This is a genomic window from Qipengyuania aestuarii (assembly GCF_019711535.1).
Lineage (GTDB): Bacteria > Pseudomonadota > Alphaproteobacteria > Sphingomonadales > Sphingomonadaceae > Qipengyuania > Qipengyuania aestuarii.
The window spans coordinates 482,899-505,660 of record NZ_JAIGNP010000002.1; the positions used below are offsets into that span (position 1 = coordinate 482,899).

Genomic DNA, 22,762 nt, shown 5'->3' on the forward strand with positions numbered 1-22,762 from the left:
ACAGCGCGGCCCGGTATTGCAAGCGTGGTTTACAAGCTTCCGCTAATCGACAGCTCGAAGGTCGGGCCAATGCGGCGATCCCGGCTCTCGCTGAAAGCCAGCAGGCCATCGGGGCGGGGGGTGTCGTATACGGTCCGCTCGAACCGGTCCCGTGCGCCTAGCAGGTTACGGACGCGGCCCTGTACGGTCAGCCCCATGACATCCTTGTGCTCGGCAAACAGCGTCACGAAAGTCGGGCCTTCCCATTCGCGACCGAATTCATAGCGGCGCGAATAGGGGACCTTACCTTCGGAAAACAGGCTTGCGCCCCAGGCCCAGTTGCTCTGCTGGATATCGTGGCGAAAATCGACATCGATCAAATCGACCGTGTCGCCCGAAAAGGCACGGCTTTCTCCAGTGAAGGGGTCGGTCACGTCCATGTCCCGTGAGCGCAGGCGCACATCGAAGCGCGCGCCGTTCCACCCAAACGTATCCATCCGCACCGTCGCATCGAGGCCGAGGTGGAGGCGCTGGGCATCGCCGATATTTCCGCGCGCCTCACCGCCATCGGGCAGCGGGAACCAGTCGATGAAATCCTCGAACCAAGCCTGCCGGACATCGAACTGAAGCGACAGCCATTCGCCGAAATTCCTGTTCGCCTGCAGCTCGACATTCCAGCTCTGATAGGGGACGAGCTGGTTGTTGCCGCCATTCTGATTGTCGTTGCCGAGCGAGACGCTGGCCAGAAAATCGCCGAACGACAGCTGGCTGACGCGGCGAGCGAGTGTCAGCGAAACGTCGAAATTATCTTGCGGCTTCCAGGTCGCGGCCAGGGATCCCTTGGGCCGCTTGAACGAGCGGGCATTGGCAGCCGCGCCGGTCTGTTCGATCGTGGAGAATTCCATGCCGCCGATGAGCTGGACCGACAGAGCGGAGGATATCGGCTTTGACCATGACAGGCTGGTGTCATAGCGGTCTTCGGCCACGCCCCCGGTCCCGGCAGGAAAATCGAGTTCGAAGAATTCACCCGTTTCGCCCAATCGGAACAGCGAAGAACGCCGGTCCAGCCGGTTGAACGCGGCTTCTCCTGCCACCTGCCAGTCGGATGCCAGCATGTTCCACTGGTATTCGAGCCTGCCGATCCGCTCTCCGGTTTCATTGGTCTGCCGGAAGCGCGAACCGATTGCAGGCCGGTCGTCCGAGAAGCTGTCGACGAGGGTGTTTTCGTAATTGTCGCGCTCGAACCGCTCCAGGCCGATCAGCTTCAGGCTTCCGGGGCCGAGTGGGAATTCCACATCGCCCCCGATTTCATATTCCGGCCCGTCTTCGCGCACCAACGAACTGCGCTGGCGGATCGGGCCAGAAACAGGGATGCCGGTTTCGAACTCGTCGCGATTGTAGAAATCTTCGCCGTAACTCAGATTGAGATTGGCGATAGATGCCGGACCGAGCGTGTAGGTGAAGTTGGTGGCGAGCTTCGGATTGTCGAAAGCGCCTGAAAAGCGGGAATATTGCTCTTCCGTCAGACTGCTGTCGGGCGCGTAGACCAGAGTATCTCCATCGGCCCCGAAACGGTTATTCTCGTTCGACAGCGATACGGTGAAGTCGAGTGCGCCGCTACTGCCCGTGAGCGAGGCTTCGCCGCCATACCACCGGGGATCCGCATTATACGGGCGGAAGCCGAGATCCCACCGGAACTGGCCCGATGCCCCCCGGCGAACGTAGACGACATTGGCGACCAAGCCCGTCAGGCCCGGAATATCGAGTGTATTCCCGTCAACGAGTTCGATCCTGACCACGTCGGCGGCGGGAATACGCCGCAACTGATCGCTCAGCGAATCCGACTTGCTCGAAAAGCGCTTTCCGTTGACGAGCACATTCTGGTCGGCCTGGCCGAGACCGCGCTGGCCGTCATTGCCGCCCGAAATCGAAAAGCCGGGAATGCGGCTGACCATGTCCAGCGCATTGCGCGGTGCATATTCGGCAAAGAAGGCGGGCTCGAAGGTTCGCGTCATCTGCGAACTTCCTGCCGGTGTCTGGTCGATGACCGAGGCATCTACGGCATCCTGCGCGGCAAGCGGCGTCATCGAGCAAATGCCCGAGACAAGCGCTATCAAGCTCGCAGACCTGTTCGACACGAAAAGCACCCCCTTATTTCACCTTCCCGCTAGGGCACGACGCAAGGAACCCAACCGAGTGTCGATGAACGGCCATATTCCCACGACGAGCGAAAGTTTCGAGAGCAACGGGCCCGGTGGGCCCCAATGGAGTGCTCCGTCCCCACGCAGCGACCTGGCGGTATTAGAAATATCTCACGTCTTTAACGCTTCGCTTACCGCTATGCCCTAGGGGCACATTCCTGGCCCGGCGCGATATCTGCGCAGTCTGCAAGCGCGGCGCAAATTAGCTTCGGTCAGAATACACGACAACAGGTAACGGCTTCACGCGTCGGCAGGCGCGAAACGATGTCCATACAGCGAGTTTTTGCGAAGTGTCCTACAGCACCCATGACGCAGCCAGTCCCTCCCGCTCCTTCTTCGGTTCGAGAGGCCGCTCGATCTCCAGTCAGATGAACGGATTGTTCGCGGCCTGTGCTGCGGGGGTACTGATCATCTGCTTGGTCGCGACCCTGGGGTTCCAACTCATTCAGGCCCATGCCACCGATCTCGACGAGATTGGCGAAGGCGTGCTGCTGGCAACCAGCCTCAGTGCCGATGTGCACGCGTCGCAGCGCAGCCTCGGCAATTTTCTCGACGAGGGCAACGATCCCGAAGATCTTTCCGCTTCGATCGCGCTGGTTGAAAAGGCGATGCAGACCCACGCCAGGCTTGAGGGCGCTTATGCAAGCGACGACGAAGAAGCTTTGTCGCGGGTCAACGAAATAGGCCAGCATTTGGCCGCGATGAAGGCGGGTCTCAACGCGCTCTATACCACTCCGCAAGAAGAAATTTACGAAGGCGTGGTTCCGATCTTCAAGGACGGTTACGCCATTGGGGACCTGTCCAGTTTTCTTCGCGATCGAGGTGAAAGCGGCCTAATGGATCTGACCATCTCCAATGAGGCGGAAATCCAGCTTTACGCTTTGGTGATGATGATTCTCGGTGTCCTCTCTCTGCTGACGCTGTTCCTTGGCCGCAGGATGATGACGCGGCGGGTTGTCGCGCCGATCCGCAACATTGGCGAAACCAGCTCGCTGCTTGCCGCCGGCGCGAGCGATCTCGAAATCCCCGAGCTCAACCGCCAGGACGAAATCGGGGAAATGGCGCGTGCGCTCGAGAGCTTGCGCTTGATGCAGGAAGAAGCGCGCCTGGCCGCCAATGACGAGCTGGAAACCCAGGTCGCTTCTGCGGCAGAACGCGACAAGCGGGTCGCCATGCTGCAGGACCTGGCGGACGCTTTCGAGCACATGGTCGGCGAGGTAGCGCAGGACGTCGCAGCTGCCAGCGGTCAGCTGAAGGATGCCGCTCTCGTCATGTCCGAAAACGCGGAACAGTCGTCGCAGCGCGTCGTGAACGCGACCAATCTGCTGGCCAAGACCAGCCAGGGCGTGACCGGCGCCGCGGCGGCCAGCGATGAATTCGTGATGTCGATCGGCGAAATCAGCCGCCAGGCAGCGTCGAGCGCGGAGCGTGCAGGGCAGGCCAATGAAGCGGCGCAGGATGCCGATCGCACGATCGGCGATCTCGACGAGATGGCCACCCATGTCGGACAGGTGGTGGAGATGATCGGCCAGATTGCCCAGCGCACCAATCTGCTCGCCCTCAACGCCAGCATCGAGGCCGCGCGTGGGGGCGAGGCAGGCCGCGGGTTCGCCGTCGTTGCCAGCGAAGTGAAGGAACTGGCCGCCCAGACCGCCCGCGCCACGCAGGAAGTCGAAGCGCAGATCAAGCTAATCCAGTCCTCCTCTTCCGCCAGCGCCGGAGCCTTGCGCAAGATCACCGAGGAAGTGGGCCAGCTGGGAGTCACCTCCACCTCGATTGCCGCCGCCGTGGATCAACAAGCGGTTGCCGGGCAGGATCTGGCGCGGAGCATCGACGCAGCCGCGCGCAGTGCCGAAATGGTCAGCGGCGACATGGACGAGGTCAGCCGCATGACCCTGGCTACCGGCGCCGCCGCAAGCCAGGTTCTCACCGGATGCACATCGCTGGAAAGCCGGGCCGAAGTGCTCCGCACTCAGGTTGCCGAGTTCCTGGAACACGTGCGCGCGGCGTGATCGGCACACTCGCGGCGTGAGACTGGGCAACTGGATGTGTACGCAAATGGCCCGCAGGTGAGGCGGGCGGGGGAAAGTCATCCTGATGCGCGACTGACCCCTTGAACATCGCGCCCGGCATGGCGACATAGGCGTCCGAAATTCAGACGGAAGGATACTCATGATCGACCTTTTCGGCAGCGATGCGCACGGCAGTCAGGGCCAGTTTGACCGCGATCCCATCACGGGAGCGCTGGTGCCGACCGTGGTCGAGCAGTCGAGCCGCGGCGAACGGGCGTTCGACATCTTCAGCCGCCTGCTGCGCGAACGCATCGTTTTCGTGACCGGCCAGGTGGAAGACAACATGGCTTCGCTCATCGTGGCGCAGCTGCTGTTTCTCGAAAGCGAAAATCCGTCCAAGCCGATCAGCATGTACATCAATTCGCCCGGCGGCGTGGTGACGGCCGGCATGGCGATCCACGACACCATGCAGTACATCAAGCCGCGCGTGTCGACCGTCTGCATCGGCCAGGCCGCCTCGATGGGCAGCTTCCTGCTTGCCGCAGGCGAACCCGGCATGCGTATCGCGCTGCCGAATGCCCGGATCATGGTCCACCAGCCTTCAGGCGGGGCCCGCGGCATGGCATCCGACATTGAAATCCAGGCGCGCGAGATCCTGCGGATCCGCAAGCGCATGAACGATCTTTACGTCCAGTATACCGGCCGCAGCCTCGACGAGATCGAGAAGGCGATGGACCGTGATACCTTCCTCGAAGCGGAAGAGGCGATGAAGTTCGGTCTCGTCGACAAGGTGTTCGAAGCACGCCCCGAGAACGAGGGCGAGCCTGAACCCGTGAAGGACGAAGACAAGGGCTCCGGCGGCGCGCCCGAATAAGCGCTGCATGCCGTCGGCATAGACCAGTGGCGGGATGCATCAGCGTCCTTCGGGTTAACGCGGCCCCTAGCCTTCAGCTTATGGCAAGGGGTTTGCGTTACCTATGATATTGACCCAAGCCCGCACCGGCCTAGAGTCGGCGAATCCCCTGATTTTCACAGGTGGCGCGGGCAGAGCAGGAAATGACGAAGTTGACCGGAACCGATAGCAAATCCACGCTGTACTGCAGTTTCTGCGGTAAGTCGCAACACGAAGTTCGCAAATTGATTGCCGGGCCCACCGTGTTCATCTGCGATGAATGCGTGGAACTGTGCAACGATATCATCCGCGAAGAAACCAAGGCCGGGATCTCGGGCAAGAAGGACGGCGACGTTCCGACGCCCAAGGAAATCTTCGAGACGCTGAACGATTACGTGATCGGCCAGGACCGCGCCAAGCGCGTGCTCTCGGTCGCGGTGCACAATCACTACAAGCGTCTCAAGCACGGCGGCAAGTCGGGCGATGTGGAACTGGCCAAGTCGAACATCCTGCTCGTCGGCCCTACCGGTTGCGGCAAGACGCTGCTGGCACAGACGCTGGCGCGCACCTTCGACGTACCCTTCACCATGGCCGACGCGACTACGCTGACCGAAGCCGGTTACGTGGGCGAGGATGTGGAGAACATCATCCTGAAGCTGCTGCAGGCCAGCGACTATAATGTCGAGAAGGCCCAGCACGGCATCGTCTACATCGACGAGATCGACAAGATCACCCGCAAGGCGGAAAACCCCTCGATCACGCGTGACGTGTCGGGCGAAGGCGTGCAGCAGGCGCTGCTCAAGCTGATGGAAGGCACTACGGCTTCTGTCCCCCCGCAGGGCGGCCGCAAGCATCCGCAGCAGGAATTCCTGCAGGTCGACACCACGAACATCCTGTTCATCTGTGGCGGCGCCTTTGCGGGCCTTGAAAAGATCATCGCAGACCGTCTCCAGAAGCGTTCGATCGGCTTCGGCGCGCATGTCGCCGATCCGGACAAGCGCCGCGTGGGTGAACTGCTCGAGAAGGGCGAGCCGGAAGATCTCCTGAAATTCGGCCTGATCCCCGAATTCGTCGGCCGTCTGCCGGTGATCGCAACGCTGCGCGATCTCGATACCGATGCGCTGATCACGATCCTGACCGAACCCAAGAACGCCCTGTGCAAGCAGTATGCGCGCCTGTTCGAGCTGGAGAATGTGGAGCTGACCTTCAAGCAGGATGCGCTGCAGAAGATCGCCGAGAAGGCTATCGCCCGCAAGACCGGCGCCCGCGGCCTGCGCTCGATCGTGGAAGGCATCCTTCTCGACACGATGTTCGACCTGCCCGACATGGACGGCGTCACCGAAATCGTGATCGATGCGGATGTGGTCGAAGGCAAGAAGGACCCGATCCAGGTCCACGGCGCGAAGGAAGAAGCGGCCTGAACATAGTCCGCGTCCTTTTCGTCTGCGGCAAGAACCGCTGGCGAAGCCCGACAGCAGAACAGATCTACTCCGGCCGGGAGGACTTGCATGTCCTTTCGGCCGGAACTGCATCGGATGCCGAAGTCCCGCTTGATGCGGAGCTTGTCGGATGGGCTGACCGCATCTTCTGCATGGAGCAGCGCCAGCGCAAGATCATCCGGACCAGATTCCCTGCCGAGGCCGGCGGGAAGTCGATCGTCAATCTGGGTATTCCGGACCGTTATCGCTTCATGGACCCCGCGCTAGTCGAGCTATTGCAGCACAAGCTTGATCCCTATCTGCGCCGCTGACGGCCGCCAGGCCTCAATTAGCAATCTATCCCGCAGGGCTTGCGCGTCATTTCGATCTGCAAAGTCGTATGGCCGATCCGGTGGTGGTGCTCCAGTTCCTCGGCCACTTCACGCAGGAAGGCATCACCCGGATGGCCTCCCGGCATGACGAGATGGGCGGTCAGCGCGGTCTCGGTGGTGGACATGGGCCAGATGTGCAGATCGTGGATTTCGGTCACGCCCTCCAGCCCGGCCAGATAACCGCGCACGCCGCTTTCCGACACGCCTTTGGGCACGGCCAGCAGGCTCATCTCGACACTGTCCTTGAGCAGGCCCCAGGTGCCCCAGGCAATGACCACCACGATCACCAGGCTCACCACCGGATCGATCCAGAGCGCGCCGGTCATCAGGATCGCGAAGCCGGCAATGACCACGCCCAGGCTGACCAGCGCATCTGCCGCCATGTGGAGGAAGGCGCCGCGTACGTTGATGTCGTGCTGGCGCCCGCGCATGAACATCACCGCCGTGCCGGCATTGATCGCGATCCCGATCCCGGCGACGATCACCATCGTCATGCCCTGGACGGGTGCGGGTTCTGCCATGCGATTGAAGGTTTCGAAGGCGATCGCCCCGATGGCCACGAGCAGCAGCCCGGCATTGGCAAGCGCGGCGAGGATGGTTGAGCTCTTGTAGCCATAGGTGAAGCGCGACGTCGCCGGTTTCTTCGCCGCCACGCTGGCGCCCCAGGCCAGCAGCAGGGCCAACACGTCCGACAGATTGTGTCCCGCATCGGCGATCAGCGCCATGGACCCCGACAGCCAGCCATAAGTGGCTTCGAGAATGACGAAACCGGTATTGAGGATGATGCCGATCAGGAACGCACGGCCGAAATCTGCCGGCGCATGGGCATGTCCGCCCCCGGGGGCATGTGCGTGATCGTGGCTGTGCCCGATACCCATTATGCGTTTTCCCCTAGGTTGCGACGCGTTCTCTCAACTACGGCAAAGGCGGAGCGCCATTCAAGGATATTCCGCGTTAAATCAGCTTGATACGATATCACGGCACCGCGCCAAGCCAGTCCTGACGGCTGCGATCGGGCCTAAGGCGATGTAAATGCTGCACGCGCTTGGTAAATGCTTTGCCGCTATTCGTAGACGCAGGCATCGAGACCGTCACGCCGGACCTGGCCGATCCGTGCCGAGATGGTGTTGCCGTGTCGGCGCAGCCAGCCACCCGGATTCTTCACCGATCGTTCCTTGGGCAGCGGCAGCGCGGCTGCCATGCGGGCCGATTCCAGCGGGGTCAGCGATGCGGCGCTCTTCCCGAAATAGCGCTGCGCCCCGGCTTCGGCGCCATAGGTGCCGATCCCCGTCTCGGCGACGTTGAGATAGACTTCCATGATGCGCCGCTTGCCCCAGATCTTTTCGATCAGGAGCGTGAAATAGGCCTCCAGCCCTTTGCGGAAATATCCGCCGCCCTGCCACAGGAACACATTCTTGGCCGTTTGCTGGCTGATGGTCGAGCCGCCACGGATGCGCCCGCCCTTGGCATTGCTTTCCATCGCCTTCTCGATCGCTTCGCGGTCGAAGCCGTCGTGAGCGCAGAATTTGCCGTCTTCCGCCGCAATCACCGCGCGGACCAGATTGCGATCGATATCGGCCAACGGCTCCCAGTCCTTGGTGATGCCGTTTTCATCCATCGCCATCGTCGCCGTCACGGGCACCGGCACGAATTTGAACAGGACGACTAGCAGCAGGCTGAGCACCAGCAGGCCGAATGCCAGTTTCACAAACCAGAAAAGTAACCGTTTCATGGTCACGCGGTTAATCAGCCGCGCGGGCGCGCGCAACTCCTACAAATCGCCGGACACGATAAGGCGCTTCTTCGTTGTCATTCGAAACCCGAAGGAAATGCATGATGAAGAATAGCGGCAATACCATTCTCGTTACCGGCGGTGGCAGCGGGATTGGACGCGAATATGCGCAGCGCTGGCACGATGCCGGCAATATCGTGATCGTTGCCGGGCGTACCGTGTCCGATCTGGAAGAAACGGCGAAGGGCCGCGAGAACATCCATGTGCGCCAGCTCGATGTGTCCGATGCGGGGCAGGTGGCGAGCTTCGCCGCGAAGCTGATCGAGGATTTTCCCGCGCTGAACGTCCTCATGAATAATGCCGGCATCATGCCTTACGAGGATATCACGCAGGCCCGCGACCTGTCCGATGCAAAGAAGGTCATTTCGATCAATCTCATGGGACCGATCTGCCTGACCGATGCGCTGATCGATCATCTGCGGCACGCTGACGATGCGGTGCTCATCAATGTGTCATCCGGCCTTGCCTTCGTGCCCATGCCGAAGGCGGCGACCTATTCGGCCACCAAGGCGGCGATACATTCCTACACCGTCTCGCTGCGCAAATTGCTTGAAGGGCAGGTCGAAGTGATAGAACTCGCCCCGCCCGGCGTCCAGACCGAGCTGACCCCCGGACAATCGCACCGGGAAGGCTACATGCCGCTTGGCGATTTCATTTCCGAAAGCATGGCGCAATTTGCGCAGGATCCGACGCCCGAGGAGGTGCTTGTCGACAATGTGAAACCGCTCCGCCACGCGGAGAAGGACGGCAGCTTCGACGAGAAACTCGACATGATCGCTTCGCGTTAGCTGCGCCGGTGGCGCTAGCGCCCTTGGGTGCAGGCGCCGCCGTAAGCGATTGAACTGATGCCTTCGCGGCTGTCCCGGATATCCTTGATTAAAAACACGAAATGGGAAACCGGTCTCAGGCGCGTGCGTCGAAATCTTTGCGGGCCTGTTCGATCCGCCCGATATTGCGTTCCGCCCAGTGCCATACGCCGCAGAACGCCTCGCCCAGATCGTGACCGAGATCGGTCAGCGCATATTCCACCCGGGGCGGTACCTCGGCAAAGACGGTGCGCGATACCAGGCCTTCACGTTCCATCTGGCGCAGCGTCTGGGTCAGCATCTTCTGGCTGATACCCGGTACATCGCGCGACAGCTGGCTGAACCGCTTTGCGCCGCGATCTTCCAGCGCTTCGATCAGCAGGAATGTCCATTTATCCGCTACGCGCGCGATGGTCTCATTGACCAACAGATCGATTTTTTCGTCGTCCGCATAGCTCGTAACCGGCGCATTCGCCATTTCTTACTCCTGGGTAAGTACAGCACTTTTCGGTGCCTTCTTTCTAAAGGATAGTATTGGATTATCTCGCTGTCTGTCCACACAACAAACGGAAGACATCATGAAAATCAGTGGCAATACCATTCTTATTACCGGCGGCGGAAGCGGCATCGGGCGCGAGCTGGCGCATCGCTGGCACGATCTCGGCAACACCGTGATCGTTGCCGGGCGGACGGAAAGCGCGCTTGCAGAAACGGCGGCGGGTCATGCCAATATCCACCCCATGGTGCTGGATGTGGCCGACACGGCGGACATCGCGCGTTTTGCGAAGGCGGTACTGGCAGCGCACCCGGGGCTGAATGTGCTGGTCAACAATGCCGGGATCATGCGGTTCGAGGATATTACCGGCGCGCGTGATCTTGACGACATGGAGGCGACGATCGCCATCAATTTGCTTGGCCCGATCAGGTTGACCGATGCCCTGATCGACCATTTGAAGGCGCAGGACGATGCCGCGGTCGTGAACGTGACTTCCGGCCTAGCATTCGTGCCCATGCCCCGCACGGCGACCTATTCGGCAACCAAGGCGGCGATGCACAGCTATACCGTGTCGCTCCGCGCCAAGTTGGAAGGGAAGGTGGAAATCATCGAGATTGCTCCCCCCGCCGTGCAGACCGAGCTGACACCCGGCCAGTCCACGCGTGAAGGCTACATGCCGCTGGGCCAGTTCATCGACGAGACGATGCAAAGCTTCGAGTGGGAAGAAACACCGGCGGAGGTTCTTACCGACAATGTGCTCTTCCTGCGCAATGCGGAAGCAGAAGGGCGGTTCGACGAAGCGCTGGAGATGACCAAGCAATTCTGAGCAAACAGGTAGCCTAACGAGAAAGGGGTGCATCCCGCGAAGGATGCACCCCTTTTCGTGTTTTTAGCAGTCTTGGTCTCAGGCCACGCCGGGGAGAAGCTTTTCTCCGGCGATTGCCTTCATCGCCTTCTGCAGCTTCTCGAAAGCGCGCACTTCGATCTGGCGGATGCGTTCGCGGCTGACGTTGTAGACCTGGCTGAGTTCTTCCAGCGTCTGTGGATTTTCCGTCAGGCGGCGTTCGGTCAGAATGTGCTGCTCACGCTCGTTGAGGGCGTCCATCGCCTCCAGCAGCATGTCGTGACGCACTTCCTTTTCCTCGGCATCGGCGACGGTTTCGTCCTGCAGCGGACGATCGTCCGTCAGCCAGTCCATCCATTCGCCCGAACCTTCTTCGCCATTGCGCATCGGCACGTTGAGCGAACCATCGCCGCCCATCATCATCCGGCGGTTCATGTTGACCACTTCCTGCTCGGGCACGCCGAGATCGGTCGCGATCTTGTTCACATCGTCCGGATGCAGGTCGGTGTCTTCATAGGCGTCGAGGTTCTTCTTCATCCGGCGAAGGTTGAAGAACAGCTTCTTCTGGGCGGCGGTCGTCCCCATCTTCACGAGCGACCAGCTGCGCAGGATATATTCCTGGATGCTCGCCTTGATCCACCACATGGCATAGGTGGCGAGGCGGAAGCCGCGGTCGGCTTCGAATTTCTTCACGCCCTGCATCAGGCCGACATTGCCTTCGGAAATGAGATCCGAAACGGGCAGGCCGTAGCCGCGATAACCCATGGCGATCTTCGCCACGAGCCGCAGGTGCGAGGTAACGAGCTGCGCCGCAGCTTCGCTGTCCTCGTGTTCCTCGTAGCGCTTCGCGAGCATGTATTCCTGCTCTTGCGTCAGCACGGGGAATTTCTTGATTTCGGAAAGATAGCGGTTGAGGCTCTGCTCACCACCAAGCGCTGGAACGCTCAAACTTCTGGAACTACTCACTTTAACCCTGACCTTTCTATCGTCGACCTCGCTTGCCGGACCCCTGATGGGCATCCGGTCATTCGGGCCACTGATTCACTTGTAGCAGGACGTAGCCGGAATTGCACTCGCGTTTCATCGATTTCAACGTGCGATTTCGTCGATGAGTTCCCGCATATCTGAAGGCAATTCGGCGCAGAAATCCAAGCTTTCAGCGCTGATAGGATGGCTGAATCCGAGGCGTGCTGCATGAAGCGCCTGGCGGGCGAATTGCAGCTGCTGAAGCACCGGGCGGAGCGGCTTGGGAGTACGTCCATAGACAGGGTCCCCTAATAGCGGATGACCGATTGACGCGCAGTGAACGCGGACCTGGTGCGTACGCCCCGTCTCGAGCCGGCATTCGATCAGCGCCGCGTGGTCCAGCCGCCGGAGCGTCTCGAAATGCGTGACGGCGTATTTGCCGCGCGTGCTGTCGTCCGGCAGCACGGCCATCTTCTTGCGATCCCGGTCCGACCGGCCGAGCCGTCCGCTGACTGTTCCGGCTGGCGGATTGGGATGGCCCGCACACACGGCGAGATAGCGGCGGGTGATCGAATGGTCGGCGAACTGTTTCGCCAGCCCCTCATGCGCCGCATCGCTTTTGGCGACCACCAGCAGGCCGGAGGTATCCTTGTCGATCCGGTGGACGATACCGGGCCGCGCCACGCCGTTGATCCCCGACAGCTGGCCTCGGCAATGGTGCAGCAGCGCATTGACCAGCGTGCCGTCGGGATTGCCTGCGGCGGGGTGCACCACCATGCCCGCCGGCTTGTTCACCACCAGCAGGTGCTGGTCCTCGAACATCACGTCGAGCGGGATGTCCTGCGCCGCTGTCGCCAGCGGTTCGGGCGGGGGCAGGGCGATGCGATAGTCCTCGCCGCCGGACAGCCTGGCGGAGCCGGATCGGGCAGGCTTGCCGCCGATCGTGACCATCCCTTCGGCGATCAGCCCCTTGACCCGCTCGCGCGACAATCCACTCGCCTCGGCCAGCGCCTTATCCAAACGGGCTGCGGCGGCAACCACGCCAGTCAGATTTTCCGTTCGTGCTGAGCTTGTCGAAGCACCGTCCTTTTTCTTTGCCAGTTCCGAAATCCTCGACCAGTCGCCGCGGACAAGCGCCATCTTCTTGGCCCGCGACCAGCCCTTGATCCTGCTTTCCGCGGCAAGGGCCGCGTCCCGCGTATCGAATTCTTCCGACCAGACTAGTTCGACCGGCAGTCTGTCGGCCGTAAATCCGCCGGTTTCTCCCGCCTGATGCTGCGCAAGGCGCAGTTCGAGATTATCGGTGTGGCCGGTGTAGTAGGCACCGCCGCGACAATGTAGCATGTAGGCCCAGAACGGCATGGGTTGCGCCTAAGTGAAGGACGGCCCTTCGACAAGCTCAGGGCGAACGGTTTGAAGGTTTCTGCAAAAGTTCTCGACTCTCTTCTCACCGAAGCCGCGCGGGCGCATCCTCGCGAATGCTGCGGCATCCTGCTGGGCGAGGGCGCGGCCATCACTGCCATCGTGCCCGCAGCCAACGTCCACGCCGCCCCGCTCACCCATTTCGAGATCGACCCGCAGGCTCTCGTCGATGCTCATCGCGAAACGCGCAGCGGCGGTCCGCAAGTGCTGGGCTATTACCACTCCCACCCCAATGGCCTCGCGCGCCCCTCCGCCACCGACGAGGCCATGGCGACGGGGCAGGGGCTCATCTGGGCGATAATCGCGGCAGGCCGCGTCACCTTCTGGCGCGAAGGGGATGCGCGATTCGCAGCGCTTCCCTATGAAGCCTGCCCTCGCTAGAAGACGGTACAAATCGCGTTTCGACTGGAATTCCATGAACGACCAAGAATCGATCGATCTTGCGGCAATGCTTTGCTCGCGCCTTTGCCACGACATGCTCAGCCCGGTGGGCGCTCTGAACAACGGGCTCGAATTGCTGGCCATGGAAGACGATCCGGAGATGCGCAAAAGCGTGATCGCCTTGCTCGAACAGAGCGCCAGGACCTCCACCAACAAGCTCAAGTTTTTCCGCCTCGCCTTCGGGGCCGCCGGCGGGTTCGGCGACCGGGTCGATGTGGCCGAGCCCAAGGCGCTGGTCGAAGCGCTGGTGTCCGACCGTGACAAGGTGGAAGTCCACTGGGCGATCGAGGCCGCGAACCTTGCCAAGCCTGCGGTCAAAGTCCTGCTCAACTTCGCCCAGATCGCGAACGATGCGCTGGTGCGGGGCGGCTCGCTCGATATCGGCGCAGAGGTTCGCGACGGGAATTGCGAGCTTGTAGTCCGCGCCACCGGCACCAAGATCGCCTTCGACGACACCATCGGCAAGGCGCTCGACGGCTCGCTCGACCGGGCGGACCTGTCCAGCCGTACGGCTGCCGCTCACATGATCCATTTGCTCGCCGCGCAATCGGGCGGCGGCATCCAATACGCCCGAACCGATGAAACGCTGGTGCTGGGCGCGATCCTTCCCGAAGCGGAAGGACTGATCGGATGAATTCGGATTTCGGCAAGCTGGGCGAAGGCCTGCCCGTCAGCAAGGATGAGCTGGTCGACCGCGAAGTGCTCTCGCCCAACCATGACGAGCGCGGTGCGCCCATCTCGATGGTGGTGATCCACTATACCGAAATGCAGGACAAGGGCTTCGCCATCGAACGCCTCTGCGATCCTGAAGCCAAGGTGTCCGCCCATTACCTGATCGGCGAACATGGCGAAGTCGTGCGACTGGTGCCGGAAGAAAAGCGCGCCTGGCACGCGGGCGTATCCTACTGGCGCGGGCACAAGGATGTGAACGCGGTGAGCGTGGGCATCGAACTCGACCATCCGGGCCACAAATACGGCTATCGCGAATTCAACGATGCGCAGTTCGAGGCGCTGGTGCCGCTCGTTGCGCGGATCGTGAAGCGATACGATATTCCGCGCGCCAATGTGGTCGGCCATTCGGATGTCGCGCCCGCGCGCAAGATCGATCCGGGCGAACTGTTTCCGTGGGACCGGCTGGCCGAATACGGCCTGTGTCTCCCGCGCCCGGCGAAGTTGGAACGCGGCGATCCCTTCGACAATGATGCGTCCTTCTACCTCGCGCTCGAACGCTATGGCTATGACATCACCGACGGCCACAAGGCGGTGGAAGCCTTCCAGCGCCGCTGGCGCCCGGAAAAGATCAACGGCGAGATCGACGGCGAAGTCCGCGCGATCCTATTCCAGCTGCTGCTCGACCGCGACCGGGGGCGGACGCGGTAGGGTCGTCTTTGCGCCTGGGTGCTTTGGCTAACCCGACCATCAGGGCTGTGTGCATGCAGGCCCTTCAAGATGAGGCTGCCAAAGGCGGCAAGCCGCCAGAATTTTCACAACGTTGCCAGTCCAAGTCTCGCCAAATCCGCGCTTTGGGTTGTGAGTGACTTGGACTGGCAGAAATACAGGAGCTTTCCGGTAGTTATTTAAAAAAGTTTGTAGGCTGTGAGCCGGCTCGCACCCCTTTGCCCGGTGGTCAGCAGATAGTTATCCGGTGTGATTGCCAATCTTCCGCCAGTTGGGGCTTCCCAGACAATTGCATGGTCTTGCTTCTTGCGATCTATGGCCCAGGTCTGAGAGCCAGAAGACACAAAAATCAGGTTTTCGGTCGCGATGACATTGCCCAACAATGTATCGCTTCCGGGAAGAGGGGCCGACCATAACACTTCGCCGTTTTCTGCATCAATGGCGCTTAAAACGTGAGCATCCTGGCGAACTGCAAAGATCGTATCGTCAGCAAGGGCAAAGGCTGTGGAATATTGGGCTGAGCTACGCCACTTTATCGAGCCTTGTCCGAGAGACATGGCAACAATTTTGTTGCCTCCCTCAAAACTCTTGTCGCCTGAAAATAGAAAGACACTTCCTTTCCCGTCCAGAACGGGGCCGGTTTGGTAGTCGTAGGTGGTTGTGACGTATTCCGGATCAGCGATACTCTTGACGATCTTTCCCGTCGCACGGTCGACCTGATCCAAGGCTGCGCCGGAATAGTAATAGGCGTGGTCATCGTCCAAGGCTATGCTTTGACCGCCCCAGACTGCGCCGCCAGTGCGATCGGTCACCCACTTTTGGGTCCCAGCGCCGGCATCATAGCCATAGATCACGCTGCCATAATATCCGGCGGCGACATACACGTCGTCGCCGTCTGCGACCGGCTGGTTGAAATTGGTCCATTGGGCTGCAAATTCCATCTGGTTTTTGAAAGTTCCAGAAGCCAGGTTGAAGACCCACTGCGGGTTCGACGAACTCGACGTAACCATAGAGCTGACGTGCACAAGCTCGTTAGAAATCGACGGACCGCTGGCGTGGAACTGGTCACCCATATCGTATGACCAAATTTCGCTGCCTGAAGGAGTTTCGAATGCTTTGAGGCGGGCTGTGCCGGCATAAGCCATACCCCCGTCACGAGCGGTAACAATCAGCACCTTGCCTCTCGACGCGGCAGGAGGACGTATACGTCCAGCGGTGAAGGAATCAGTCCACTCCCACGCCTTGTCGAAACGGGCGGGATCGAGGCGCACAGGCACATATCCAGTGTGCGCGATATCTCTTTGGAACGTTCCCCAATCCCTTACGACCACGTCGAGATTAACTGTGAAGCGCTTGGTCGAACCAGGGTAAACCGTGTCGCATGCAGCCGTCTTGCAAAGGCGAAAAACGATCTCGCTACTCGACAGCCCTCCTGCAGGAAATGGGACCGTTTCTAAATTAACCGTGAAGGTTTTGCCTGATGATGTGGGTGCGCCTTTAAGTGCGTATCTCTGGCCGCCGATAGCTATATCCGCGATCACATTGTCCGACGAAGAGCCCGTGTAGGTCGCTTCAAAGCCGAATTCAGCCTTCCCCGCTTCCGGAATGGATATGTCAGCTGAATTTTCAGATAATGTCACCGCCAGTGTTGGAACTGGAACAGGTCCTGCCACCGGAGGGCCTGAATCATCACCACCTCCACAAGACGTGAGGAACACGGCACCCGAAATGGATGCCATCCAAGCTGCGACCTTCATGATAAACCCCCGTTTATGATGGCCTGCTAATCAGGCCAATAATGTCCAGCCATTGGATTATAGGCGCTTTGAAATTCTTCAACCTCTTTATTTACGAACTGAATTGATATCGGATTTCCAAGAGATTTATTGGGATGGCTTCTTTGGATCTAACTTGAAGGTCAGTCTAGGCAGTGGCCGTGAGGGCTGCAGAGGTAAATGCCCTGCCGGTCCGGTGAAGGTAGCGCTTTCCTACACGCGCCGGTTTTGCTTACCTTGCCTCGCTGAGGATGCCTGATGGTTCGCACTCCGATTTACGGCAAAAAAGGGTGACATGTGGCTGTTCGCGGAAATTGACACTGGCGGGGCGGAAACCCGGAGCAAGAGACTGAAATCGTGTCAAAATGAGAATGCGGCGAATTTTTGAGAATACCCCTGTCGGTGTAACGCGGAGCGGGTTTTGCTTGGCGAGCGGGGCCAAGGCTTCTATCGCTCGGCGCGCCAGGGGGCCGGGCAGCCGCGTGACTTCGTGTCGCGAGGAAAGTCCGGGCTCCACGAAACAAGGGTGGCGGGTAACGCCCGCCGTGGGCAACCATAGGGAAAGTGCCACAGAGAGCATACCGCCGATGGCCCGTTTACGGGATCAGGCAAGGGTGAAAGGGTGCGGTAAGAGCGCACCGGGGCTTCGGCAACGCGGCCCGCATGGTAAACCCCACCCGGAGCAAGGCCGAATAGGGGTGGCGCGCTCTCGCAAGAGGGCAGGGGTGTTTCGCCCCTCGTGCAAACGGCGACCGCCCGGGTTGGCTGCTCGAGCCATGGAGCGATCCATGGCCCAGACGAATGGCTGCCGCCGTGCGGCTGGTGTCCCTCTGCCTCGCATTGGGCATACCGCGTGCGGAACAGAACCCGGCTTACAGGCCCCCTGGCATTTCGCTGCACTTCGCCTGCGCAGCGGAACCGCTTCGCCATTCTGGAGGTTGAGCGCGACATGAACCAGCATCTGCACCGCAGCGCCGTCCAGCGCACCGCCATCGTCCTCGCCGTGGTCGTCCAGATCGGCGCGACCTTCCTGCCGCAACTGGGCTTGGGCGAACCCATCGGAGACCGGTCGGACAGCGTGCGGACGCTGATTACCCCGGCGGGCTGGGCCTTCGCCATCTGGGGGCCGCTGTTCTTCGGCAGCGCGGTCTATGCGATCTGGCAGGCGCTCCCTGCGCAGCGCGATAATGTCCTGCTGGAGAAGATCGGCTGGGCCTCGGTCGTCGCGCTGTCCGCGCAAGGGGTGTGGGCGGTATACACCCAGTTCGCCAATCTGACCTTCGTCAGCGCGCTCATCATCCTCGTCTCGCTGGTCGCCTTGCTGATGATCCTGCGGACCCTGACCGCGTTCGAGCGGCCGTTTTCGCGCGCCGAACGGATCATCGTGGCGATCACCTTCTGCGCCTTGGCCGCATGGCTGACCGCCGCGAGTATCGTGAACATCACGGCGTCGCTCGTCTATCACGGAGTTGGGGGCGGGAGCGCTCACCCCATGATCGCGGCGGCGGTAGTGGTGGTCGGCGGCGTCATCGCCAGCCTTGCCGTGCTGCGCAGCCGGGGCAACCCCTGGTACGCGCTGGTCTTCGGCTGGGCGCTGCTGGCGATCTTCCTGCGCGGCGGGCAATCGCACCAGGCGATCGCCATCGCGGCCGCGCTATCGGGACTGCTGCTTTCGGTGGCTGCGGGTGCGGGTCTCGGAAAGAAGGAAAACCGCTATCACTGGCTGGGCTGAGCGATCTCTTCGCGGATGACCTTGGGCAGGCTGGGCGGAGGCGCGGTTTCTGGGACCGGAGGCGAGCCTTCGATCTCGAGCCCCTCGAAGGGGCGGCATGCCTCGTTCATCTCGTCCGAATGGAGATGGACCTTGAGCATGGGGTTGGACTTGCTCCAGTCCGTCCGCGGATCGTCCCTGACCACGCAGAGGGCGCGCCAAGCTAGGGGAAGCTCCTGCAATTGCTCGGTGCTGGGGAGCCCTTCTATCAGCACCTCGTGGCCCGAATAGGTGCCTTTCGCATAGCCGACGAACTTGGTCTCGCTGCCCCTTATATGGATCTGGCCGCTGCTGTCACGAACCTCGGTGACCGTGTCGAGCTTCACCGAGAAAGCCAGCCAGCTGGCGATCGCGAGCATGAGGACAAGGGCGGTCATCGTGGCGATGACCGTCCATTTCGCGATCGGGTTATCCAGTCCTTCGGATTCGTCGAGGCTCATCGCAGTGTCTTTCACATGATGCGGTTGCTCGTGCCTGAATGCACGAGCCGTCAAATCAGGCACGCCCGATGCTCACATAATCGAAGCCGAGCCCGCGCATGTCTTCCGGGCGATAGATGTTGCGCAGGTCTATCAGCACAGGGGCATTTGCAGTCTGCTTGACGCGGTCGAAATCGAGCGCGCGAAACGCATCCCATTCGGTGACGATGGCAATCGCGTCAGACCCTTCGATGGCGGCATAGGGATCCTCCACCATCTCCACTTCCGGCATCGACGGCTTGGCCAGTTCCATGCCTTCAGGATCGAAAGCGGCGACGTGGACACCGGCATCGGTCAGCGTCTGGGCAACAGCGATTGCAGGGGAATCGCGCATGTCATCGGTGTTGGGTTTGAACGTGAGCCCGAGCAGCGCGACTTTTTTGCCGCGTGCCTGTTCTGCGCCGCCGATAGCTTCCAGAACCTTGCGCCCCATCGCACGTTTGCGCGAGTCATTGACCTTGACCACCGCTTCCACGATGCGCGTAGGACTGTCGTAATCCTCCGCCGTCTTGAGAAGCGCCAGCGTGTCCTTGGGGAAGCACGAACCGCCGTAACCGGGTCCTGCATGGAGAAACTTCGGGCCTATTCGGTTGTCCATCCCTATCCCGCGGGACACGTCCTGCACATTGGCACCGACCTTCTCGCAAAGGTCTGCCATCTCGTTGATGAAAGTGATCTTGGTCGCGAGAAAAGCGTTGGCTGCGTATTTGATCAGTTCGCTCGTCCGGCGTCCGGTGAACAGGATCGGAGACTCGTTGAGGAAAAGCGGACGGTAGACCTCGCTCATAACCTCGCGCCCGAACTCGTCCTCGGCGCCGATAACGATGCGGTCGGGGCGCTTGAAATCCGCGATCGCAGCGCCCTCGCGCAGAAACTCGGGGTTTGATACCACGGCGAAGCGGTGGCTCGTACCGCTGTCCTTCAGGATGCGTTCTACCTCGTCGCCCGTACCAACGGGGACAGTCGATTTCGTCACCACTACGACATCATTGGCCAGGTTTTCGCCAATTTCCTGCGCTACTGCGTAAACGAATGAAAGATCGGCATGCCCGTCGCCGCGACGGCTCGGGGTGCCCACGGCGATGAAGATCGCGTTTGCATCCCTGATGCCTTCGGCCAAGCTGGTCGTGAAGCTCAGTCGTCCAGCCTGCACATTTGTTCCGACCAGCTCGGCAAGGCCAGGCTCGTAGATCGGCATGACACCGTCATGCAGCCGATCAATCTTCGACTGATCCTTATCGATACACACTACGTCGTGGCCAAAATCGGCAAAGCACGCGCCCGAGACCAAGCCAACATAGCCCGACCCAACCATTGCGATCTTCATAATCAATCAACCTTTTCGATAACGATCGTGCCGTTTTCGGCAGTTACAGCTTGGATAATTTCACGCCGGTCTTCTTCCAGCATCAGCGCTGTGAGCCGACCTGTGCGGAATGCGCCGGTGTCGATACCAACCCGGTGCTGCGTATCTTCCACTTCCTCAAAAATCGTATGGCCGTGAATGACGACGTGACTGAAAGGTTCGGGATGTTTCAGAAAGCGGTCGCGGATCCAGCGCAGGTCCGACTGCTTCTGTTCTTCGAGTGGGTGTTTCGGGTTGATTCCGGCGTGAACAAGCACATAGTCGCCAGCCACGATAAGGTCTTCGAAACTCTCGAGAAATTCGCGGTCGGCAGCGGGCACAAGCTTGGTCATGGCATCGCGCATCTGCGACAGGTCCATTCGGCGGTAATCGTCCAGACTGATGCCATAGCTTAAAATGGTTTCACGGCCTCCGTGTTTAAGGAAATGCCGGAGCACTTCTCTGTCGGAGAAGCTGTCCAGAAACATCTCTTCATGATTGCCCGATACATAGCGGACGATGCGCTCTTCGCCCCACTTGCGCGCAAGTGCGATGACGCCGGCACTGTCCGGTCCGCGGTCCATGAGGTCTCCGAGCAGAACCACGGTGGTCTTGGCGCTCGCGCGCGAAGCATCGTCTGTCTCTATGGCGGTCTTCAGCGCGCCAAAAAGGTCGAGGCGGCCGTGAATATCGCCGATAACATACCATCGTTCGCCATCCGGCACGCGCGCTATGCGGCGAGCAGGCTGGCCATTGGAAAAGAGGCGACGGATGGAATCGAACATAACCGGAATATTACAGATAAAGGGGGATGCGAGCGCTTAGAGTAGCACGGCGAGGGCGGCAAGAGAGCAGCGTCGCCGGCAATTCAATTGCAGTTGCTCAATAGCCACGCTTTTTGTTGCAATAGGGTTTCAATGAAGTACCCTTATTGCTTGCTTGGTCGCAATGGTGCACGATTGTTCCAATTTCGACCGAGGATCCTATTCTAAAATTCGGACCCGGCGAAAGCGCAGGTGGGACGAAGCACCTAGACGAACCAACAGGAGTTCGAAAATGCTCACGTCCTTTCACGGCAAATTTGCCGTTTCTTTTGCCGCACTGGTTACCAGCCTTGCGGTCCCGTCGCTGGCACAGGCACAGGATGCGGCCGACGATAGCGGGCTGACTGTGTCGGCCAATGTGGCTCTCACAACCGATTACCGATTCCGGGGAGTATCTCTCTCTGCCGGTGATCCTGCCATCCAAGGCGGCGTGGATGTCGCTCATGAGAGCGGCTTCTATGTTGGAACCTGGGCCTCCTCCATCGATGGCGGAGACACCTATGGCGAGATGGAATTCGACATCTACGGGGGGTGGTCCGGAGATGTGGCCGAGGGCGTCGCCCTCGACGTCGGTATTCTCTATTACCTGTACCCGACTGAGGAGTTGGGTCTCGATACCGATTATTGGGAGCCTTACGCTTCGGTCGGCTTCAACGTCGGCGGAGCCGAAGCGACGTTGGGCGCAGCCTATGCTTTCGAGCAGGATTCGCTTGGTGGGGACGATAATCTCTACATCTATACGGACCTTGGTTATTCCCTGCCTTCCACGCCGGTATCGCTCTCCGCGCACCTCGGCTACACCGACGGCGTGCTTGCACCGCCGTTCCTGGCCGGATATACGGATGAAACCGGGCTCGACTGGTCTATTGGAGCGAGCGTGTCCCAAGGCATCCTCGAGGTTGGCGTTGCGTATGTCGGAGTCGAAGGTCCTTCGATCGAGGGCCTGACCGACGATGCGATCGTGGGCACGATTTCTGCTAGCTTTTGAACTTCGGATTTTTTGGGAGTGGGGCGCATTGCTTGGCGATGCGCCCCTTTCTCTTTCTTTGCCGAGCACCTAATTGTGCACAATGACCAAATATCTACACACCATGATCCGCGTGACAGATCCTGATGCGACGATCGCTTTCTTCAATCTCATCGGCCTGGAAGAAGTTCGGCGCCAAGAAAGCGAAGCGGGGCGTTTTACCCTCATCTTTCTTGCCGCACCCGGTCAGGAAGGCGTTGCCGAAGTCGAGCTGACTTATAACTGGCCGGCGGAAGATGGCAGCAAACCCGAAGAGTACCATGGAGGTCGTAATTTCGGCCATCTCGCCTATCGGGTGGAAGACATCTATGCCACTTGCGAGCGCCTGATGGACGAGGGGCACATGATCAACCGTCCTCCACGTGATGGCCATATGGCGTTCGTCCGGACGCCGGATGGCATTTCGGTCGAACTGCTGCAGGACGGCTATCTTGAGCCAATGGAACCCTGGGCAAGCATGGAAAATACCGGCAGCTGGTAAT

At 60.4% G+C, this 22,762-nt stretch carries 22 protein-coding genes, 1 other RNA gene and 1 pseudogene; 13 read left to right on the forward strand and 11 right to left on the reverse strand.

The features are described 5' to 3' along the window. Positions 1–29: 29 nt before the first annotated feature. Complete coding sequence (locus K3175_RS07515; protein WP_221542747.1) at positions 30–2,066, reverse strand: TonB-dependent receptor plug domain-containing protein; 2,037 nt, start codon at positions 2,064–2,066, stop codon at positions 30–32. Between the two features lie 482 nt (positions 2,067–2,548). Here K3175_RS07515 and K3175_RS07520 point away from each other — a divergent pair, with 482 nt between their 5' ends. From K3175_RS07520 to K3175_RS07535, 4 genes are all read left to right on the forward strand, one after another. Beyond that, complete coding sequence (locus tag K3175_RS07520; RefSeq protein ID WP_221542748.1) at positions 2,549–4,192, forward strand: methyl-accepting chemotaxis protein; 1,644 nt, start codon at positions 2,549–2,551, stop codon at positions 4,190–4,192. A 160-nt stretch (positions 4,193–4,352) separates the two neighbouring features. Further along, entirely contained in the window at positions 4,353–5,066 is a 714-nt protein-coding gene (locus K3175_RS07525) for an ATP-dependent Clp protease proteolytic subunit (protein WP_221542749.1), read from the forward strand. Between the two features lie 182 nt (positions 5,067–5,248). Then, on the forward strand, positions 5,249–6,505 hold the full coding sequence (clpX, locus tag K3175_RS07530) for an ATP-dependent Clp protease ATP-binding subunit ClpX (RefSeq protein ID WP_221542750.1): 1,257 nt from the start codon (positions 5,249–5,251) through the stop codon (positions 6,503–6,505). An 83-nt stretch (positions 6,506–6,588) separates the two neighbouring features. Further along, positions 6,589–6,834 carry a phosphotyrosine protein phosphatase gene (locus K3175_RS07535; RefSeq protein ID WP_224812133.1) on the forward strand — a complete coding sequence of 82 codons (246 nt, stop codon included), beginning with the start codon at positions 6,589–6,591 and terminating at the stop codon, positions 6,832–6,834. A 17-nt stretch (positions 6,835–6,851) separates the two neighbouring features. Here K3175_RS07535 and K3175_RS07540 read toward each other — a convergent pair whose 3' ends face one another. Both K3175_RS07540 and mtgA read right to left on the reverse strand, forming a co-directional pair. Further along, positions 6,852–7,772, reverse strand: a complete 921-nt coding sequence (locus K3175_RS07540) for a cation diffusion facilitator family transporter (RefSeq protein ID WP_221542751.1) — start codon at positions 7,770–7,772, stop codon at positions 6,852–6,854. Positions 7,773–7,957: 185 nt separating this feature from the next. Then, positions 7,958–8,626 (reverse strand): monofunctional biosynthetic peptidoglycan transglycosylase, encoded by a 669-nt coding sequence (gene mtgA, locus K3175_RS07545; protein WP_221542752.1) that lies wholly within the window; start codon positions 8,624–8,626, stop codon positions 7,958–7,960. Positions 8,627–8,727: 101 nt separating this feature from the next. Between mtgA and K3175_RS07550 the strand changes: the two genes are divergently transcribed. Further along, positions 8,728–9,474 carry an SDR family oxidoreductase gene (locus K3175_RS07550; RefSeq protein ID WP_425594829.1) on the forward strand — a complete coding sequence of 249 codons (747 nt, stop codon included), beginning with the start codon at positions 8,728–8,730 and terminating at the stop codon, positions 9,472–9,474. Between the two features lie 115 nt (positions 9,475–9,589). Here K3175_RS07550 and K3175_RS07555 read toward each other — a convergent pair whose 3' ends face one another. Then, the gene (locus K3175_RS07555; RefSeq protein WP_221542753.1) at positions 9,590–9,970 is read right to left on the reverse strand and encodes a winged helix-turn-helix transcriptional regulator; all 381 of its coding nucleotides are present in this window, start codon (positions 9,968–9,970) and stop codon (positions 9,590–9,592) included. 100 nt (positions 9,971–10,070) lie between these two features. Between K3175_RS07555 and K3175_RS07560 the strand changes: the two genes are divergently transcribed. Then, positions 10,071–10,814, forward strand: coding sequence for an SDR family oxidoreductase (locus tag K3175_RS07560; RefSeq protein WP_221542754.1), 744 nt, complete (start codon positions 10,071–10,073; stop codon positions 10,812–10,814). 78 nt (positions 10,815–10,892) lie between these two features. Here K3175_RS07560 and rpoH read toward each other — a convergent pair whose 3' ends face one another. The 3 genes and pseudogenes from rpoH to K3175_RS14180 all read right to left on the reverse strand — a co-directional run. After that, complete coding sequence (rpoH, locus tag K3175_RS07565) at positions 10,893–11,798, reverse strand: RNA polymerase sigma factor RpoH (protein ID WP_221542755.1); 906 nt, start codon at positions 11,796–11,798, stop codon at positions 10,893–10,895. A 123-nt stretch (positions 11,799–11,921) separates the two neighbouring features. Next, positions 11,922–12,938 carry an RluA family pseudouridine synthase gene (locus tag K3175_RS07570; RefSeq protein ID WP_425594836.1) on the reverse strand — a complete coding sequence of 339 codons (1,017 nt, stop codon included), beginning with the start codon at positions 12,936–12,938 and terminating at the stop codon, positions 11,922–11,924. Between the two features lie 60 nt (positions 12,939–12,998). Next, positions 12,999–13,160, reverse strand: a pseudogene (locus K3175_RS14180) (GIY-YIG nuclease family protein); the annotation flags it as partial. Between the two features lie 51 nt (positions 13,161–13,211). Between K3175_RS14180 and K3175_RS07575 the strand changes: the two are divergent. From K3175_RS07575 to K3175_RS07585, 3 genes are read left to right on the forward strand one after another with little or no spacing between them, the layout of a single operon-like run. Continuing rightward, positions 13,212–13,601, forward strand: a complete 390-nt coding sequence (locus K3175_RS07575; RefSeq protein WP_221542757.1) for a M67 family metallopeptidase — start codon at positions 13,212–13,214, stop codon at positions 13,599–13,601. Between the two features lie 34 nt (positions 13,602–13,635). Continuing rightward, a complete protein-coding gene (locus K3175_RS07580; RefSeq protein WP_221542758.1) occupies positions 13,636–14,295 on the forward strand; it encodes a histidine phosphotransferase family protein in 660 nt (219 codons plus the stop codon). Continuing rightward, the gene (locus K3175_RS07585; protein ID WP_221542759.1) at positions 14,292–15,041 is read left to right on the forward strand and encodes an N-acetylmuramoyl-L-alanine amidase; all 750 of its coding nucleotides are present in this window, start codon (positions 14,292–14,294) and stop codon (positions 15,039–15,041) included. Before K3175_RS07580 ends, K3175_RS07585 begins: the two co-directional genes overlap by 4 nt. 197 nt (positions 15,042–15,238) lie before the next feature. On the opposite strand, the gene K3175_RS07590 is transcribed toward K3175_RS07585, so the two are convergent. Beyond that, positions 15,239–16,816, reverse strand: coding sequence for an outer membrane protein assembly factor BamB family protein (locus K3175_RS07590; protein ID WP_221542760.1), 1,578 nt, complete (start codon positions 16,814–16,816; stop codon positions 15,239–15,241). 480 nt (positions 16,817–17,296) lie between these two features. Here K3175_RS07590 and rnpB point away from each other — a divergent pair. Together rnpB and K3175_RS07600 are read left to right on the forward strand one after the other, a co-directional pair. Further along, positions 17,297–17,725: RNase P RNA component class A (rnpB, locus tag K3175_RS07595), an RNA gene on the forward strand. A 58-nt stretch (positions 17,726–17,783) separates the two neighbouring features. Beyond that, a complete protein-coding gene (locus K3175_RS07600; protein WP_221542761.1) occupies positions 17,784–18,566 on the forward strand; it encodes a hypothetical protein in 783 nt (260 codons plus the stop codon). Here K3175_RS07600 and K3175_RS07605 read toward each other — a convergent pair. Genes K3175_RS07605 through K3175_RS07615 form a run of 3 tightly spaced genes read right to left on the reverse strand, consistent with a single transcriptional unit; the run spans position 18,551 to position 21,214 of the window. Continuing rightward, positions 18,551–19,060 (reverse strand): hypothetical protein, encoded by a 510-nt coding sequence (locus K3175_RS07605; protein ID WP_221542762.1) that lies wholly within the window; start codon positions 19,058–19,060, stop codon positions 18,551–18,553. The genes K3175_RS07600 and K3175_RS07605 overlap by 16 nt on opposite strands. Positions 19,061–19,100: 40 nt before the next feature. Next, positions 19,101–20,411, reverse strand: coding sequence for a UDP-glucose dehydrogenase family protein (locus K3175_RS07610; RefSeq protein WP_221542763.1), 1,311 nt, complete (start codon positions 20,409–20,411; stop codon positions 19,101–19,103). A 2-nt stretch (positions 20,412–20,413) separates the two neighbouring features. Further along, positions 20,414–21,214, reverse strand: coding sequence for a metallophosphoesterase (locus K3175_RS07615; RefSeq protein WP_221542764.1), 801 nt, complete (start codon positions 21,212–21,214; stop codon positions 20,414–20,416). 271 nt (positions 21,215–21,485) lie between these two features. Between K3175_RS07615 and K3175_RS07620 the strand changes: the two genes are divergently transcribed. Further along, on the forward strand, positions 21,486–22,241 hold the full coding sequence (locus K3175_RS07620) for a TorF family putative porin (protein WP_221542765.1): 756 nt from the start codon (positions 21,486–21,488) through the stop codon (positions 22,239–22,241). 82 nt (positions 22,242–22,323) lie between these two features. Next, a complete protein-coding gene (locus K3175_RS07625) occupies positions 22,324–22,761 on the forward strand; it encodes a VOC family protein (RefSeq protein ID WP_221542766.1) in 438 nt (145 codons plus the stop codon). The last annotated feature ends 1 nt before the right edge of the window (position 22,762 follow it).

Coding starts and splice junctions, on each gene's coding strand:
- K3175_RS07625 (WP_221542766.1), top strand. CDS start 22,324: ATGACCAAATATCTACACACCATGATCCGCGTGACAGATCCTGATGCG.
- K3175_RS07570 (WP_425594836.1), bottom strand. CDS start 12,938: ATGGCGCTTGTCCGCGGCGACTGGTCGAGGATTTCGGAACTGGCAAAG.
- K3175_RS07520 (WP_221542748.1), top strand. CDS start 2,549: ATGAACGGATTGTTCGCGGCCTGTGCTGCGGGGGTACTGATCATCTGC.
- K3175_RS07540 (WP_221542751.1), bottom strand. CDS start 7,772: ATGGGTATCGGGCACAGCCACGATCACGCACATGCCCCCGGGGGCGGA.
- K3175_RS07555 (WP_221542753.1), bottom strand. CDS start 9,970: ATGGCGAATGCGCCGGTTACGAGCTATGCGGACGACGAAAAAATCGAT.
- K3175_RS07585 (WP_221542759.1), top strand. CDS start 14,292: ATGAATTCGGATTTCGGCAAGCTGGGCGAAGGCCTGCCCGTCAGCAAG.
- K3175_RS07525 (WP_221542749.1), top strand. CDS start 4,353: ATGATCGACCTTTTCGGCAGCGATGCGCACGGCAGTCAGGGCCAGTTT.
- K3175_RS07615 (WP_221542764.1), bottom strand. CDS start 21,214: ATGTTCGATTCCATCCGTCGCCTCTTTTCCAATGGCCAGCCTGCTCGC.
- K3175_RS07590 (WP_221542760.1), bottom strand. CDS start 16,816: ATGAAGGTCGCAGCTTGGATGGCATCCATTTCGGGTGCCGTGTTCCTC.
- K3175_RS07620 (WP_221542765.1), top strand. CDS start 21,486: ATGCTCACGTCCTTTCACGGCAAATTTGCCGTTTCTTTTGCCGCACTG.
- K3175_RS07610 (WP_221542763.1), bottom strand. CDS start 20,411: ATGAAGATCGCAATGGTTGGGTCGGGCTATGTTGGCTTGGTCTCGGGC.
- clpX (WP_221542750.1), top strand. CDS start 5,249: ATGACGAAGTTGACCGGAACCGATAGCAAATCCACGCTGTACTGCAGT.
- K3175_RS07550 (WP_425594829.1), top strand. CDS start 8,728: ATGATGAAGAATAGCGGCAATACCATTCTCGTTACCGGCGGTGGCAGC.
- K3175_RS07515 (WP_221542747.1), bottom strand. CDS start 2,066: ATGACGCCGCTTGCCGCGCAGGATGCCGTAGATGCCTCGGTCATCGAC.
- K3175_RS07560 (WP_221542754.1), top strand. CDS start 10,071: ATGAAAATCAGTGGCAATACCATTCTTATTACCGGCGGCGGAAGCGGC.
- mtgA (WP_221542752.1), bottom strand. CDS start 8,626: ATGAAACGGTTACTTTTCTGGTTTGTGAAACTGGCATTCGGCCTGCTG.
- K3175_RS07600 (WP_221542761.1), top strand. CDS start 17,784: ATGAACCAGCATCTGCACCGCAGCGCCGTCCAGCGCACCGCCATCGTC.
- K3175_RS07580 (WP_221542758.1), top strand. CDS start 13,636: ATGAACGACCAAGAATCGATCGATCTTGCGGCAATGCTTTGCTCGCGC.